The organism is Comamonas sp. GW821-FHT11H03 (assembly GCF_058807955.1).
Map to the genome: position 1 here is coordinate 210,948 of NZ_JBXARF010000008.1, position 14,768 is coordinate 225,715.

General features: G+C 62.5%; 14 protein-coding genes. 4 read left to right on the forward strand and 10 right to left on the reverse strand.

From position 1 onward, the window contains the following. Window positions 1–219 precede the first annotated feature (219 nt). A complete protein-coding gene (locus AC1RTQ_RS18260; protein ID WP_003073359.1) occupies window positions 220–1,116 on the reverse strand; it encodes a LysR family transcriptional regulator in 897 nt (298 codons plus the stop codon). A 104-nt stretch (window positions 1,117–1,220) separates the two neighbouring features. Here AC1RTQ_RS18260 and glaH point away from each other — a divergent pair, with 104 nt between their 5' ends. From glaH to AC1RTQ_RS18275, 3 genes are all read left to right on the forward strand, one after another. Beyond that, on the forward strand, window positions 1,221–2,144 hold the full coding sequence (gene glaH, locus AC1RTQ_RS18265) for a glutarate dioxygenase GlaH (protein ID WP_492877786.1): 924 nt from the start codon (window positions 1,221–1,223) through the stop codon (window positions 2,142–2,144). A 100-nt stretch (window positions 2,145–2,244) separates the two neighbouring features. Further along, entirely contained in the window at window positions 2,245–3,486 is a 1,242-nt protein-coding gene (locus tag AC1RTQ_RS18270; protein ID WP_492877788.1) for an alpha-hydroxy acid oxidase, read from the forward strand. 52 nt (window positions 3,487–3,538) lie between these two features. After that, entirely contained in the window at window positions 3,539–3,979 is a 441-nt protein-coding gene (locus tag AC1RTQ_RS18275; protein ID WP_492877789.1) for an HIT family protein, read from the forward strand. A 70-nt stretch (window positions 3,980–4,049) separates the two neighbouring features. Here AC1RTQ_RS18275 and AC1RTQ_RS18280 read toward each other — a convergent pair whose 3' ends face one another. Continuing rightward, window positions 4,050–4,670 (reverse strand): c-type cytochrome, encoded by a 621-nt coding sequence (locus AC1RTQ_RS18280; protein WP_492877791.1) that lies wholly within the window; start codon window positions 4,668–4,670, stop codon window positions 4,050–4,052. Between the two features lie 24 nt (window positions 4,671–4,694). Here AC1RTQ_RS18280 and AC1RTQ_RS18285 point away from each other — a divergent pair, with 24 nt between their 5' ends. Continuing rightward, a complete protein-coding gene (locus tag AC1RTQ_RS18285; RefSeq protein ID WP_492877793.1) occupies window positions 4,695–5,015 on the forward strand; it encodes a substrate-binding domain-containing protein in 321 nt (106 codons plus the stop codon). 87 nt (window positions 5,016–5,102) lie between these two features. On the opposite strand, the gene AC1RTQ_RS18290 is transcribed toward AC1RTQ_RS18285, so the two are convergent. The 8 genes from AC1RTQ_RS18290 to AC1RTQ_RS18325 form a co-directional block, all read right to left on the reverse strand. Next, window positions 5,103–6,149 carry an adenosine deaminase gene (locus tag AC1RTQ_RS18290; RefSeq protein WP_492877795.1) on the reverse strand — a complete coding sequence of 349 codons (1,047 nt, stop codon included), beginning with the start codon at window positions 6,147–6,149 and terminating at the stop codon, window positions 5,103–5,105. A gap of 206 nt (window positions 6,150–6,355) precedes the next feature. Then, complete coding sequence (locus AC1RTQ_RS18295; RefSeq protein WP_304350434.1) at window positions 6,356–7,330, reverse strand: aromatic ring-hydroxylating dioxygenase subunit alpha; 975 nt, start codon at window positions 7,328–7,330, stop codon at window positions 6,356–6,358. Window positions 7,331–7,512: 182 nt separating this feature from the next. Next, window positions 7,513–8,670 (reverse strand): BMP family ABC transporter substrate-binding protein, encoded by a 1,158-nt coding sequence (locus AC1RTQ_RS18300; RefSeq protein WP_492877798.1) that lies wholly within the window; start codon window positions 8,668–8,670, stop codon window positions 7,513–7,515. 194 nt (window positions 8,671–8,864) lie between these two features. Then, window positions 8,865–10,010: a BMP family ABC transporter substrate-binding protein gene (locus AC1RTQ_RS18305; RefSeq protein WP_492877800.1), complete on the reverse strand. Its 1,146-nt coding sequence runs from the start codon at window positions 10,008–10,010 to the stop codon at window positions 8,865–8,867. Window positions 10,011–10,062: 52 nt separating this feature from the next. Continuing rightward, entirely contained in the window at window positions 10,063–10,983 is a 921-nt protein-coding gene (locus AC1RTQ_RS18310) for an ABC transporter permease (protein ID WP_003073332.1), read from the reverse strand. A gap of 3 nt (window positions 10,984–10,986) precedes the next feature. Then, window positions 10,987–12,081, reverse strand: a complete 1,095-nt coding sequence (locus tag AC1RTQ_RS18315) for an ABC transporter permease (RefSeq protein ID WP_302089568.1) — start codon at window positions 12,079–12,081, stop codon at window positions 10,987–10,989. Then, a complete protein-coding gene (locus AC1RTQ_RS18320; RefSeq protein ID WP_492877803.1) occupies window positions 12,074–13,633 on the reverse strand; it encodes an ABC transporter ATP-binding protein in 1,560 nt (519 codons plus the stop codon). The genes AC1RTQ_RS18315 and AC1RTQ_RS18320 overlap by 8 nt, the downstream gene beginning before the upstream one ends. Window positions 13,634–13,709: 76 nt before the next feature. Next, complete coding sequence (locus AC1RTQ_RS18325) at window positions 13,710–14,642, reverse strand: LysR family transcriptional regulator (RefSeq protein ID WP_302089566.1); 933 nt, start codon at window positions 14,640–14,642, stop codon at window positions 13,710–13,712. Window positions 14,643–14,768: the final 126 nt, after the last annotated feature.

Consider the following 14,768-nt stretch of genomic DNA (forward strand, 5'->3'; position numbering starts at 1 on the left):
GATCTTGCGTACGGAACACGGCAGCGCTTATAGAGGCTATATGGCTGCGCACAGGCCAGCGCTACCGCTATCAATAACAAAGCTTGTTACGCTTGCCATGCTTCAATTTCAATGACTTTTATATCTGAAATCCAATATAAGCAAGCGCTATAAGCTATCATTTTTTACAACCCAAAAGATCTGAATCCGAAGCGTCCCCCCCTGCCCGCAGCCGCGTGGCTACGCGGCGCAGCTTCTGGCCACGGCCAGAAAGGCGCGCACCGCAGGCGAGTTCTCGCGCTCGCGGTAGGCCAGCGCCATGTGCACGCTTTCCTTGAAGTCGCGCAGCGGCCTGAAGGCCACGCCCGGCTGATTGAGCAGCCGATTCGACTCGGGCAGCACCACAATGCCGTAGCCAGCAGCAGCCAGGCTGGTCGCTGTGACGAAGTCGTTGACGCGATAGGCCTCGCGTGCCGAAAACCCGGCCGTCTCGGCCAGCCGCGCCAGCACCTCGGCAAAGCCTTCGCTTTCGTTGATGAACTGCGGCGCAATAAAGGTCTGGCCGCGCAGATCGGCCACGCTGATGGATTCATGGCGTGCCAGCGGGTGGTTCTCGGCCAGCGCCACCATGAAGGGCTCGCTGTGCACGATGACCGCCTTGACCCCCTCGGGGTAGCGACGGCGCGGGCGCAGCAGACCGGCATCGATCTCGCCCTGCTGCAGCGCCTGCAGCTGGCGCGGCGTCTCCATGGCCAGCACCTGCATGTGCACCTGCTCATGGCCGGGGCGGAACTGCGTGAGCATGCGCGCCAGCACACCCGAGGTCACGGACGAGGAGATATAGCCCAGCTTGACATGGCCGCTCATGCCCTGGGCCGCCAGTTGCCCGATCTGCTGGGCCCGCTCCATATGGCGCAGCACGGCCACGGCTTCGTCATAAAGCAGCTCCCCGGCATCGGTCAGCGTGATGGGCTTGCGCTTGTTGCGCTGCAGCAGGCGCACGCCCAGTTGCTGCTCCAGCTGCTGCACCTGCACGCTGACGGCGGACTGGGCCACGCCCAGCTTGTCGGCGGCGCGAGAGAAATGCAGCTCCTGGGCCACGGTGACGAAGTGCTCGAGTTGGCGGTAGCTGAGCATGGTTTTAATCTGAAATTCTTATCAAAAAATGCATTTAACCCCGTAGATCGTATCAAACAAGAAGTGTTCAATCACCCCATTCCTGATTGAAGTTCCCACCCACCATGAACGCTACGACCCCCCAGCAACTGATTCAGCCTGCCGCCTACGAGATCAGCACTCATCCCGAGCATCCTCGTTTGCTGAAACTGACGCTGAACACCGAAGCCCTGAACGCCTTCCTGGCCGATGTGCACGATATCGACGTGCAAAACCTCGAGTACGTGCCCTTCATGCGCTTTCACCTGGCGCGCCGCCTGAAGGCCCACATGGGAGCCGACTTTGGCCAGACGCTGGTGAACATCATCAAGGACCGCAGGCATGGCGGCTTTGTGCTGGGTCTGGAAGGCGTGAGCCAGGACAGCGACGACTACGTGAAGTTCGGCACCGCCATCGGCCACATCCTGGGCCCGGCCAACCACGACTCCATGTCCAACAAGTACTACGCACGTTTCCTGGTCAAGCACACCGATGCCAGCGACTCCTATCTGCGCCAGGCTTACCGTCTGTTCACCATGCACACCGACGGCACCTTCGTGACCGAGGCCACCGACTGGCTGCTGATGATGAAGTTCGACGAGCAAAACGCCGTGGGCGGCGAGTCGCGCTTCCTGCACCTGGACGACTGGAGCGAGCTGGACCGCTTCGTGCAAGACCCGCTGGGCGCCAGGCCCCTGCTGTACAAGGCTCCGGGCTCCAAGAACGTGAACGAGCGCGTCGAGCGCCCCGTGTTCTTCCACGGCGAGTTCGGCCTGTCGATCTCCTTCATCGACCAGTTCGTGCAGCCCGCCAACGACGCCGAAGCCGAATATCTGCAGAACCTGTCGGAATCGATGGAGAATTCGTTCGGCACCCGCACCGTCAGCCTGCCCGCCGGCGACCTGGTGGTTCTGAACAACTACTTCTATGTGCACGGCCGCGCACCGTTCGAGCGCAATGAGCAACTGCACCGCGAGCTGATGCGTCAGCGCGGTACATTCGCTCAGTAAACCTTGAACACCTGATGTTTCTGTCACGCCCCCGTGCACCGCAAGTGTGCGGGGGCGTAGCCAGTCAAACCCCTGAATTTCGCTCCCGAGGCGCCCTACCATGGCATCGTCACAAGCCCCTGCTGCAAACGCAGCCTCCGCCCCCAAGGCGCAAGCCGCCTACGGCCAACGCGCGGGGCTTCCCCGTCATCTGCAGAACATCTTGTCGCTGCATGACTTCGAGGCCGCCGCACGCAAGCACCTGCCCCGTCCTCTGTTTGGCTATGTCTCCGGCGCGGCCGAAGACTGTGTCTCGCTGCAGGCCAACCGTGACAGCTTCCAGCAATACGGCTTCAGCTCCAAGGTCATGGTGGACGTGTCCAGGCGCAACCAGAAGGTCGAGCTGTTCGGCCAGACCTGGGACTCGCCGTTTGGCGTGGCCCCGGTGGGCATCAGCGCCATCTCGGCCTATCGCGGCGATCTGGTGCTGGCACAGACGGCGGCTGCCAACCGCATTCCCGCCATCATGAGCGGCACCTCCCTGATCCCCATGGAAGAAGTGGCCAAGGCGGCACCGTCGACCTGGTTCCAGGCCTATCTGCCCGGCGACACCACGCGCATCGACGGCCTGATCGAGCGCATCGAAGCCGCAGGCTTCGGCACCCTGGTGATCACCGTGGACATCCCCGTCTGGGCCAACCGCGAGAACAATGTGCGCACCGGTTTCTCGATGCCTCTGCGCCCCTCGCTGCGCCTGGCTTATGACGGCATCACCCGCCCGCGCTGGATGCTGGGCACCATGCTGCGCACGCTGATCAACCACGGCATGCCGCACTTCGAGAATTCGTTCGCCACGCGCGGCGCGCCCTTGCTGTCGGGCACCGCCATCCGCGACACCTCGGGCCGCGACCACCTGAACTGGAAGAACATCGAACGCATTCGCCAGCGCTGGAAGGGCAACCTCATCATCAAGGGCATCCTCAACGAAGACGATGCCGTGATGGCCGCCGATATCGGCGCGCAAGGCATCGTGGTCTCCAACCACGGCGGCCGCCAGCTCGATGGCGTGGTTGCGCCGCTGCAGATGCTGCCCCAGGTGGTGGACCGCGTGGGCCACCGCACGGCCGTGATGATGGACAGCGGCATACGCCGCGGCAGCGATGTGCTCAAGGCTGTGGCGCTGGGCGCGCGCATGGTGTTTCTGGGCCGCCCCTTCATGTACGCCGCCGCAGTTGGCGGTGCACAGGGCGTTCATCACGCCATCACCTTGCTGCGTGACGAGGTGGACCGCAATATGGCCATGCTGGGCGCGACCTCCATGGCCGAGATCACCAAGGACTGCCTGCGCGCGACGCGGGCCTGAAACCGCTGTGCCTCTAAGATAGGACGCTTGAACCATAAAAAAGGAGAGCGTCATGCCCATGTTTGTAGACCACTCCCCCCCTGGCGAGTGCATTTTCTGCAAGCTCGTCAAAGGGGAGATTCCATCGGCCAAGGTCTATGAGGACGATCTGACCATTGCCTTCATGGATATCGGCCAGGCCACGCGAGGCCATGTGCTGGTTGCCAGCAAGCGCCATGCCGTCAATCTGCTGGAGCTGACGCCCGAGGAAGCAGGCGCCGTGATGCAGACGGCCCAGCGCGTGGCGGCGGCGGTGAACAAGGCCTTCGACCCCGACGGCATCAACATCTTCCAGGCCAACGGCGCGCCGGCGGGGCAGACGGTGTTTCACTTTCACCTGCATGTGCTGCCGCGCTTCGAGGGCGACGGCCTATCCGTGGTCTGGCAGCGCGCGGAACCGGGCTTTGCCGTGCTGGGCGAGCTGGCCGAGAAGATCAGGGCCGAGCTGTCCTAAGCCGTATGGCTAGATGGAAAGAGCTGGCAGAGCTTGTCGCGCTGCCAGCTCTTTTTATTGAAACCCCTGCTCAATGGGTTTCGGCAGTCTTGATGACATCGGCGACTTGCGCCGGCGTCACATCGCCCTTCTGGCGACCCCAGCGCAGGCGCATGTAGTTCACCAGATCGGCCATGTCTTCGTGGCTGAGCTGATCGGCAAAACCGGGCATGGCCTGCATGCGCTCGCCATGGCCCAGATCACGCTCGGGCAGGCCTTCGCGAATCACGCGCACCAGATTCAGCGGCGTGGGGAACATGGCCGTGGTGTTGGTATCGAGGCGCAGCGAGGAATGCGGCTGGCCCTGGCCATCGACGCCATGGCAGCCTGCGCACAGACCGATGTAGACACGCTCGCCATTGGCCGAGATCCGGGTTTCGGGCGCTTCGGTGGCCGGCCTGGGCTCGGGCTTTTCACCCTGCATCAGATAGGCGGCCATGGCCTTGAGCTCGGCCTCCTCCATATGCGCACTCGAATGCTGCAGCACGGGGAACATGCCCATGGTCATCACGCCCTGGGGCGAGAGGCCGGTGCGCAGAAACTGCAGCAGATCCCGCTCGCTCCAGCCGCGCTCGGCCATGGCCTTGGGGCGCAGGTCGGGGGCGTAGGCGCCTTCGATTACATTGCCCGCCAGCGACTGCTTGAGATCCATGGCAAAGCTGCTGGTGCGCGGCGTATGGCATTCGCCGCAGTGGCCCAGAGTGTTGACCAGATAGGCACCACGCTCCAGATCGTTGTTCGCCTCTGGGGCCGGCGCACCCGCAGGACGCTCCAGCGCATTCCCGAAGATCTGATGCTGGCCACCCGCTACGACGGCCTGCGTGCGCGCAGCTGCGAGCTGCCGCTGACGGCACTGGACCTGCATCTGGAGGACATCGCCCAGCAGGCGGTCGATCTGCTGTTCGAGCATCTGCGCGGCAACACCACGCGGCGCGTGGCCACCGGACCTTTGCCGGCCCTGGCGCTGCGCCGCTCCACGCAAAGAAAGCCCGGCTGAATCGCTTCAACCGGGCTTTCAATCGCCGCCCCCCCAGGCTATCGGCGCTTGTGAAGACGGCCGCTGCGCCGCTCCGAACTCACTTCGTCAAGCTGCGCCATATTCCCGAAACACTTCATCGAGGCGCGCAATCCATTCCTGCTTCTGCGCCTCGCTGGCAAAGCTCGCTTCCAGGCTGTTGCGCGCCAGCTGGTAGGCCTCGGGCGCGCCCATGCCCGTGGCGGCAAAGAGCTGGGTGTAGTTCTCGTTGACATAGCCGCCGAAATAGGCCGGGTCGTCCGAGTTGATCATGACCTTGAGTCCGGCCGCCAGAAGGCGCGGCAGATTGTGATCGGCCAGGTCCTTGATCACGCAGAGCTTGAGATTGGACAGCGGGCAGACCGTCAGCGGTATCTGTTCCTTGACCAGCCTGTGCATCAGCAGCGCATCCTGCTCGGACTGCACGCCATGGTCGATGCGCTCCACGTTCAGCACATCCAGTGCGCCCCAGATATAGGCGGGCGGCCCCTCCTCCCCGGCATGGGCCACCAGGTGCAGGCCCAGTTGCTTGCAACGGGCAAACACGCGGGCGAACTTCTCGGGCGGATTGCCCAGCTCGCTGCTGTCCAGTCCCACGCCGATAAAGCGATCACGCAGCGGCAGCGCCGCCTCCAACGTCTGCAAGGCGCTTTCCTCGCTCAGGTGGCGCAGAAAGCTCAGGATCAGCGAGGAGGAAATGCCCTGCTCGATCTGTGCGTCGCGGCAGGCCCGGTACAGACCGTTGATGACGGTCTCCATGGCCACGCCGCGTTCGGTGTGGGTCTGCGGGTCAAAGAAGATTTCCGTGTGCACCACGTTGTCGGCCACCGCACGATCCAGATAGGCGCGCGCCATGTCGTAGAAATCCTGCTCATGCAACAGCACGCTGGCACCCGCGTAATAGATGTCCAGAAAGCTCTGCAGATCGGTAAAGGCATAGGCCGCGCGCAGCGCCTCGACGCTGTCATAGGCCAGGGGTATCTGGTTGCGCTGCGCCAGCGCAAAAATCAGTTCGGGCTCCAGCGAACCCTCGATATGCATATGCAGCTCGGCCTTGGGCATGGCGCGCAGCAGCTGTGGCAGACGGGAAACATCTACGGCAGGCACGTTGTTCATCTTTATTCTCCTTGGCGCTACGCGCCGATCAATCTCTAGCCTATCAAACCGGCACCGCTCAAGCCATATGGCCAGCCCCGACAGCATATGGCCAGCCCCGACAGGTCTGCGACTTCGGCCTTGCAGCCGCAAGCCCGTGGCTCAGCCTCCCGGCGAGCCGCATGGACGCCCGGCCGGGGCAGGCGGCAAAGCCTCTCAGGCCTGTCTCAGCAGGTTCCGAAGGCGATCGCCTGAGCCTTCAGGAAACGGCGATAGGCCGAGGACATGCGGTCGGCCGCCGAGTGCATTTCTGCGCGCGGATCCAGCGGCAGGGCCTTGGGCAGCTGCGACTCCAGCACCGGCTGGTCCTGCACAAAGATGGTGTGCTGGAAGGTCTGCAACTGCTCATCGGTCGACTCGAAGTCCGCGACCGCCAGACGGAACCAGACGCGGCTGGTTTCGGGAGTGACAGGGCAGATGAACAGGCCGATCTGCTCGCGCCAGCCCTGTTTGGAAGTGCCCTCTTCGGGAATCTTGGTCAGCACGGCAGTGTAGGCAGCGGTCACCTCGTAGGTGTACTCCACCTCGGCCGCCTGGGTGGAGTGCAGATTGGACTGGGGCTGCACGGCCTTGCAGCCTGTCGCCAGCACGCCGGTGGAGGTGCTCTCCACCTTGTAGGTGGCAATGGCCGTGGCGTCACGGCTGCCCAGCCAGCCTTCGTGCACAAAGCCGAAGTGGGACATGTCGAGGAAGTTCTCGATGATGCGCGGCGCACTGGCCGCCACATCGTAAGGCCCGCAGTTCACCTTGCGCAGATGCTCGTCCGTCTCTGCCGCGAACACCGGCAACTGGCTGTCGGAAGACTCCAGGCGCACCCAGATCAGTCCAAAGGCTTCCTGCACCTCGAAAGCCTGTACGCGCTGCGATGCGGGGGGAGTGAAATCGGGCACGGCTGGCACTTTCACGCATTGGCCACCCGAGGAGAATTGCCAGCCGTGATAGGGGCATTCCAGATGCCCGTTTTCCACACGTCCCATGGAAAGGCGTGCACCGCGATGCGGGCAGCGATCCACAAAGGACTGAACCAGTCCCTCGGCATTGCGCCACAGCACCAGCGGCTGTTCCAGCAGCAGCACGGAAAACGGCGCGCTCACCACATCGCAGGATTGGGCAACAGGATGCCAGAGGGTACGTTCAGTCATGGGGATACTCGTCATTATCGAAATACAAAGGGCCGCTCTACGGCGGCCCTGTCGCTGCAAGTCGTGTCTTCACGACCGCTAGCAGCCAACACTACCCGGCAACCCCCGGGGTCTGCCTTGAAGACATGCGCCACAGGCCGCAACCAGTGCGGCGAGGCGGCGCAATGCCCGAGCAGCAGTGCTTACTTGGCGTCGCCACCTGGCACTTTGCCTTCCACGCCCTTGACGTAGAAATTGATGCCTCTGAGGAAGCCGTCATCGGCAACCTTGTCGGCAGCGATCAGCTCCTTGCCGTCCTGGCCGGTGATAGGGCCCTTCCAGATGGTGAATGTACCTTCCTTCAGTCCCTTTTTCACGTCCTCAACCTTTGCCTTGAGATCTGCAGGAATGTCGTCAGCCAGTGACACGATGTCGATCACGCCCTCCTTGACGCCCCACCAGGTCTGACGGCTGCTCCACTTTCCGTCCAGCGCGCTGCGGGTGGAATCGATGTAGTAAGGCGCCCAGTTGATGATGGATGAGCCCAGGTGAGCCTTGGGACCGTAGGCCGTCATGTCCGAATCCCAGCCGAAGGCACGCTTGCCCTTTTCCTCGGCCGTCTTCAGCACTGCGGGTGAATCGGTGTTCTGGAACAGGATGTCGGCGCCGCCATTGATCAGGCTGGTCGCAGCTTCAGTCTCCTTGGGAGGGCTGAACCATTCGTTGACCCAGACCACCTTGGTCTTGATCTTGGGATTCACGGACTGGGCGCCCAGGGTGAAACTGTTGATATTGCGAATCACTTCGGGAATAGGCACAGAGCCCACCACGCCCAGGGTGTTGGACTTGGTCATGCCGCCGGCAATGATGCCGGCCAGATAGGCACCTTCATAAGTGCGGCTGTCATAGGTGCTGACATTGGCCGCGGTCTTGTAGCCGGTGGCGTGCTCCCACTTCACGTCGGCGAATTCGGGAGCCAGTTTCTGGATCACGTCCATATAGCCGAAGGTGGTGCCGAACACCAGCTTGTTGCCCTGCGAAGCCATGTCGCGCAGCACGCGCTCGGCATCGGCGCCTTCGGGCACGCTCTCCACATAGCTGGTCTTGATCTTGTCACCGAACTCTTTTTCCAGGGCTTTGCGGGCCTGGTCGTGGGCAAAGGACCAGCCACCGTCGCCCACCGGGCCGACATAAGCAAAAGCAATCTTCAGGGGCTCCGGAGCAGCGGCTGCAGGAGCGGCAGCGGAGGCTGCGGCCGGCGCAGCTGCTTCTTCCTTCTTGCCGCAGCCCACCAGAGCGGCCGAGGCAATAGCCGTCAGTGCGGCGACCTTGATCAATGAACGCTTGTGCAAATCAGTCATTAAGTTTTCCTTGGAACAAAGAGTGAGGTTTGAAACCGATAGGAGCGCAATCCCATGGATACCGGTTACACCTTGGGCAATATATGCATAAACTGCGCCAAATTGCGGATAGGTATCCTGAAAACGACAGCGCAAAAAGAAAGGCCCCTCAGGGCCTTTGATCGGACGCTGGTCAGGCGCCCCGCAAACAGTGCTTATTTGGCACCGGGCACCTTGCCCTCGATACCGTTCACATAGAAGTTGATGCTGCGCAGCCAGGCGTCATCCGCCACCTTGCCCGCTTCCAGCAATTCCTTGCCGGTGTTGTCCTTGATGGGACCGGTCCAGACAGCAAAGGAGCCGTCCTTCAAGCCGGCGCGAGCCTTCTCAACCTTGTCCTTGATTTCCTGGGGTACGTCATCAGCGATCTTCTTCAGATCGATGGCGCCTTCCTTCACACCCCACCAGAAGTTGCCGGTCTGCCACTTGCCGGCCAGCGTGTCCTCCACCACCTTGCTGTAGTAAGGGGTCCAGTCGATCACGGCCGAGCCCAGATGCGCCTTGGGCGCAAAGCCGCTCATGTCGCCATCCTTGCCGAAGGCACGAGCGCCGCGCTCTTCAGCCGTCTTCAGCACGGCGGGAGAGTTGGTGTTCTGGTACATCACATCCACGCCGCCGTTGATCAGGCTGTTGGCGGCTTCGGATTCCTTGGGAGGAGCAAACCACTCGTTCACCCAGACCACCTTGGCCTTGATGGAGGGGTCGATGCTCTGAGCGCCCAGCACAAAGCTGTTGATGTTGCGCACCACTTCGGGGATTGGCACCGAAGCCACCACGCCCACGGTCTTGGTCTTGGTCATGGCACCCGCCACGATGCCGGCCAGATAAGCACCTTCAAAGGTCTTGGTGTCGTACACGGCTGCGTTGCCGGCCGTCTTGTAGCCGGTGGCGTGCTCGAACTTCACATCCTTGACGTCAGCGGCGACCTTTTGCACAAAGTCCTGATAGCCGAAGCTGGTGGCGAAGACCAGCTTGTTGCCCTGACCGATCATGTCGCGCATCACGCGCTCGGCGTCTGCAGACTCTGGCACGCTCTCGACCATGGAAGTCTCGATCTTGTCGCCGAACTTCTCCTGGATGGCCTTGCGGCCCAGCTCGTGCTGGTAGGTCCAGCCGCCGTCGCCGATGGGGCTCACATACATGAAGCCGATCTTGAGCTTGTCGGCAGCAGGAGCTGCCGCAGGCGCGGCGGCAGGAGCTGCAGGTGCTTCTTCCTTCTTGCCGCAAGCAGTCAGCACAGCCATGGAAACAGCCGACAGGCCGATCATCTTGATCAGAGCGCGTTTGCCCAGAGTTGTCATTGAAGTTGTCCTCTCATTATTTTTGAAAAACGGATTGCACCACATTTGGGCATCACGCTCCAGGGTAGAAGGGTTTTCCCAGGGAAGCCGGCATATTGGCTCGAATCCAGGTCGGATTACGCGAGATCAGCACCAACACCACGATGGTGGCCAGGTACGGCAGCATGGACAGAATCTGGCTGGGCACCTGAACCCCGGTGGCCTGCAGATGGAACTGCAACATGGTCACGCCGCCAAACAGATAGGCGCCCAGCAGGACGCGGGCCGGCCGCCAGGTCGCGAAAGTCGTCAGCGCCAGAGCGATCCAGCCTCGACCCGAAACCATGTTCTCCACCCACAGCGGCGTGTAGACCACCGAGATGAAGGCACCCGCCAGACCGCACATGGCACCGCCAAACATCACGGCCATCAGACGGATGCGGCGCACGGGGTAGCCCAGGGCATGGGCTGACGAGGGCGACTCGCCGACCGAACGCAGCACCAGGCCCGCACGCGTGCGGTACAGAAACCAGACCATCAAGGCGGCCAGCACGATGGCGCCGTAAACCAGCGGGTGCAGCGTGAACAAGGCCGGGCCCACGAGCGGCAGATCCGCCAGGCCCGGGATGGAGTACTTGGGCAGCTCTGGCAGCTTGGCCTGCACATAGCCCAGGCCCACGAAAGCCGAGAAGCCCGCGCCGAACAGCGAGAGCGCAAGACCGGTTGCGTACTGGTTGGTGTTGAACCAGATCACCAGTCCCCCAAAGATGGCGGCAAGCAAGGCCCCTGCCAGCATGCCCGCGCCAAAGCCCATCCAGGTATTGCCGGTGTGCACGGTAGCGGCAAAACCCGCAATGGCGGCGCAGAGCATCATGCCCTCGGCACCGAGATTGACGATGCCCGATTTTTCATTGATGAGCAGGCCCAGGGCCGCCAGCGCCAGAACGGTGCCAGCGCTGAGGGTGGAGCCCAGCAGCAGTGCATAGGATTCCATGGATCAGGCTCCCTTCACTGCAGAAATGGCGCTGCCGGCTTTTTTCGCCACCCAGCGGATGCGATAGGCCACCAGCGTGTCGCAGGCCAGCAGCGCGAACAACAACAGACCCTGGAAGACGCCGGTCAGCGCCTTGGGCAGGCCCAGACGCGACTGCGCCAGCTCGCCACCGATATAAAACATGCTCATGAGAATGGCCGAGAAAATCATGCCCACAGGATGCAGGCGCCCCACAAAGGCCACGATGATGGCCGCAAAGCCGTAGCCGGCGGGCACATAGGGCGTGAGCTGACCCAGAGGGCCAGCGACTTCCAGCGCTCCCGCCAGACCGGCTGTGGCACCGGAGATCAGCAGCGCCGTCCACAGCGCCTTGCGCGAGGAAAAGCCGGCATAGCGTGCCGCCGACGGCGCCAGGCCCCCGACTTGCAAGGCGAAACCCGCACGCGTGCGAAACAAAAATGCCCACAGCAGACCGGCTCCCACCAACGAGATGATGACGCCGATATTCATGCGCATGCCCTGCACCAGCCGAGGAATCTGCGTGACGCGCTCAAAGCTCTTGGTCTGCGGGAAGTTGTATCCCATGGGGTCCTTCCAGGGACCATAGACCAGATAGCCCAGCACCAGCGTGCCCACATAGACCAGCATCAGGCTGACCAGAATTTCGTTGGCGTTGAAGCGGTCGCGCAGCAAGGCCACGATGCCCGCCCAGAGCATCCCGCCCAGCATGCCGGCGATCAGGATGGCCGGCACGATCCAGGGCCCTGTGGTCTTGTCTGCCAGCAAGGCCATGCCTCCTGCAGCCACCGCCCCGATGACGAACTGGCCTTCGGCACCGATATTCCAGACATTGGAGCGAAAGCACACGGCCAGCCCCAGCGCAATCAGCAGCAACGGCGTGGCCTTGACAGCCAGCTCGCCCAGGGCGTAGCCCGATCTGATGGGTTCCCAGAAAAAGGCCTGCAAGCCCTTGACCGGATCCTTGCCCAGCAGGGCAAACAGGCAGACCCCTACCAGCACGGTGATCAGCAACGCCAGAATTGGCGAGCCATAGGTCCAGAACTTGGACGCCTGGGGACGTTGTTCCAGCTTAAGCATGGGCACCTCCCTGCGCCGCCGCCGCATCCCACAGGCCGCTCATCCATTCACCAATCTGCTGCACAGTGGCAGCTGCTCTATCAACCGAGGGGCTCAGGCGGCCCTTGGCCACCACATGCAGGCGGTCACAAATCTCAAACAACTCGTCCAACTCCTCACTGACCACCAGCACGGCGCAACCCTGGTCGCGCAGCTTGAGAATCTCACCCCGAATCTGCGCCGCAGCCCCCACATCCACCCCCCAGGTGGGCTGAGAGATGATGAGCAGACGCGGCTTGGCATCAATTTCGCGCCCCACGATGAACTTCTGCAGATTGCCGCCCGACAGCGACTGCGCAGCCGAGTTCGGGCCGCCGGCCTTGACGTTGAAGCGGCCGATGATGTCCCGCGCCTGCGCCTGCAGTGCCGCCATGCGAATCCAGCCGCCCTTGCCGAGCGCGGTCTTGCGCGTCAGCAACAGGTTGTGGGCCAGACCCATGCTGGGCACGGCCCCGCGCCCCAGGCGCTCTTCAGGCACGAAATGCAGGCCCATGCCACGGCGCCGGCTCGGCCCCATGCGCCCCACGCCCTTGCCCAGCAACTGCACGGCCTCTGCTTCGGCGCGTGTGTCCTCGCCGGACAGCGCATACATCAGCTCTTTCTGACCGTTGCCGGAGACGCCAGCAATACCGACGACTTCGCCCGCACGCACCTGCAGCGCAATGCTCTGCAGATCGACACCAAAAGGATCCTGGCTTCTGAGCGACAGCCCCTGCACACGCAGCACGGTATCGCCGGTATTCGCCGTGCGGTGCTCCAGCTCCGGCGGCTCCGAGCCGATCATCATGCGCGACAGCGAAGCATTGGTCTCGTTGGCCGGGTTGCACTCCCCCGTCACCACGCCGCCGCGCAGCACCGTACAGGCCGTGCACAGCGAGCGGATTTCATGCAGCTTGTGGCTGATATAGAGGATGGAGCAGCCTTCTGCGGCCAGGCGGCGCAGCACCACAAACAGCATCTCCACCGCCTGGGGCGTGAGCACCGAGGTGGGTTCGTCCAGAATCAGCACCCGGGGATTGGTCAGCAGGGCACGGATGATTTCCACACGCTGCATTTCGCCGACGGAAAGCGTGTGCACGGGGCGATGCGGGTCCACCTCCAGCCCGTAATCGCGAGCCGTGGCCTGAATGTTCTCGATCACCTTGGCCAGTGCAATGCTCTTGTCCAGGCCCAGCCAGACGTTCTCGGCCACGGTCAGCGTGTCGAACAGACTGAAATGCTGGAACACCATGGCAATGCCCAGTGCCCGGGCTTCCTGCGGATTGCGGATCTGCACCGGCTTGCCGTCGACCAGGATGGCTCCCTCGTCAGGCTTGACCGCACCGTAGATGATCTTCATCAGCGTGGACTTGCCAGCGCCGTTTTCGCCCAAAATGGCGTGGATCTCGCCGGGCTTAACTTTCAGCGATACCTTGCTGTTTGCAACTACAGCCGGGTACCGCTTGGTAATACCCTCCAGCTGCAAACGCGCAGGCGCACTCGCAGATGGGGAATGTGTCGGGGGGGGATTCATCGCTGGATTGTCTCTCAATTCAAATAACAAATTGACTCAAACAGGCTCTATGCGCTGAACAGGAATACGATACAAGCTATTGATTTCGCAGCGTTAGTGCAACATTGCGAACCACCTCTCGCAGCCAGCGTGTGGCGGCTCCGGCATGCGAACGCGCATGCCAGAGCTGGTAATAGACCAGCGGAGGGAATTCCACAGGGCAAGGCAGTATGGCCAGGGACAGACGTTCGCTGAAACGCTCACAGAACAATCTGCCCGAGGTCATGACAAGCAAGCTTGATGCCACCATGTCGGGAATCAGACTGAAATGCGCGCAGCGTGCCACCACCTGGCGGCTCAAACCCATGCCTGCCAACTGCTCGTCTATCACGCCCAGGGAACCGGGATAGGCCGGGGTTGGCGCAATGTGCTCGGCCTGCAGCCATTGCTGTACGTCCCAGCCCCTGCGCACTGCCGGATGCTTGGGACTGACCAGACAGACCACCTCGTCCTCGAACAGCTTGGCCATGTGCAGGCCTTCCGGTGGCTGCGGCCAGTTGCCGATGACAACGTCGATCTCGCCGTCGGCCAGTTGTCCCTCGTAATGCGCCTCGGCGCTCAGCGGCAGGAAGTCCACCGGACAATGCGGGGCCTGGGCCTTCATGGCCGACATCAGCCGCGGCAGGAACTGGGGATCCAGATAGTCGCTGGCCGCAATGCGGAAAGTACGAGTCGAGGTGCGCGGGTCAAACTGCCGCGCATCGCTGAACAGCCCCTCGGCTGCACGCAGAATGTCAGCCGAGGGTTGCACCATGCGCAGCCCCACATCGGTAGGCTGCATCTGTGCCCCAGAACGCACCAGCAAAGGGTCGCCAGCGAGCTCGCGCAGACGCCGCAGCGCTGCAGACACCGCTGGCTGGTGCATGCCCAGCCGCAGCGCCGCCTTGGAGACGCTACGCTCCGTCAGCACCGTGTGCAGCACCCTGATCAGGTGCAAATCTATCTTGTCGAACAAGGTCTGGTCACGCATAGGTCATGGCCATCCGGGCGCTGTGGCACGGCCAGCCTCATCCATTTTTGTATACAAAGCAGCCGCAGAGCGTAACTCAGTCAGCCCCTTTGAGCAGCCAAGGGATTGCCCTCTAGGCTGTCATAT

Coding starts and splice junctions, on each gene's coding strand:
- AC1RTQ_RS18260 (WP_003073359.1), bottom strand. CDS start 1,116: ATGCTCAGCTACCGCCAACTCGAGCACTTCGTCACCGTGGCCCAGGAG.
- glaH (WP_492877786.1), top strand. CDS start 1,221: ATGAACGCTACGACCCCCCAGCAACTGATTCAGCCTGCCGCCTACGAG.
- AC1RTQ_RS18270 (WP_492877788.1), top strand. CDS start 2,245: ATGGCATCGTCACAAGCCCCTGCTGCAAACGCAGCCTCCGCCCCCAAG.
- AC1RTQ_RS18275 (WP_492877789.1), top strand. CDS start 3,539: ATGCCCATGTTTGTAGACCACTCCCCCCCTGGCGAGTGCATTTTCTGC.
- AC1RTQ_RS18280 (WP_492877791.1), bottom strand. CDS start 4,670: ATGGATCTCAAGCAGTCGCTGGCGGGCAATGTAATCGAAGGCGCCTAC.
- AC1RTQ_RS18285 (WP_492877793.1), top strand. CDS start 4,695: ATGGCATTCGCCGCAGTGGCCCAGAGTGTTGACCAGATAGGCACCACG.
- AC1RTQ_RS18290 (WP_492877795.1), bottom strand. CDS start 6,149: ATGAACAACGTGCCTGCCGTAGATGTTTCCCGTCTGCCACAGCTGCTG.
- AC1RTQ_RS18295 (WP_304350434.1), bottom strand. CDS start 7,330: ATGACTGAACGTACCCTCTGGCATCCTGTTGCCCAATCCTGCGATGTG.
- AC1RTQ_RS18300 (WP_492877798.1), bottom strand. CDS start 8,670: ATGACTGATTTGCACAAGCGTTCATTGATCAAGGTCGCCGCACTGACG.
- AC1RTQ_RS18305 (WP_492877800.1), bottom strand. CDS start 10,010: ATGACAACTCTGGGCAAACGCGCTCTGATCAAGATGATCGGCCTGTCG.
- AC1RTQ_RS18310 (WP_003073332.1), bottom strand. CDS start 10,983: ATGGAATCCTATGCACTGCTGCTGGGCTCCACCCTCAGCGCTGGCACC.
- AC1RTQ_RS18315 (WP_302089568.1), bottom strand. CDS start 12,081: ATGCTTAAGCTGGAACAACGTCCCCAGGCGTCCAAGTTCTGGACCTAT.
- AC1RTQ_RS18320 (WP_492877803.1), bottom strand. CDS start 13,633: ATGAATCCCCCCCCGACACATTCCCCATCTGCGAGTGCGCCTGCGCGT.
- AC1RTQ_RS18325 (WP_302089566.1), bottom strand. CDS start 14,642: ATGCGTGACCAGACCTTGTTCGACAAGATAGATTTGCACCTGATCAGG.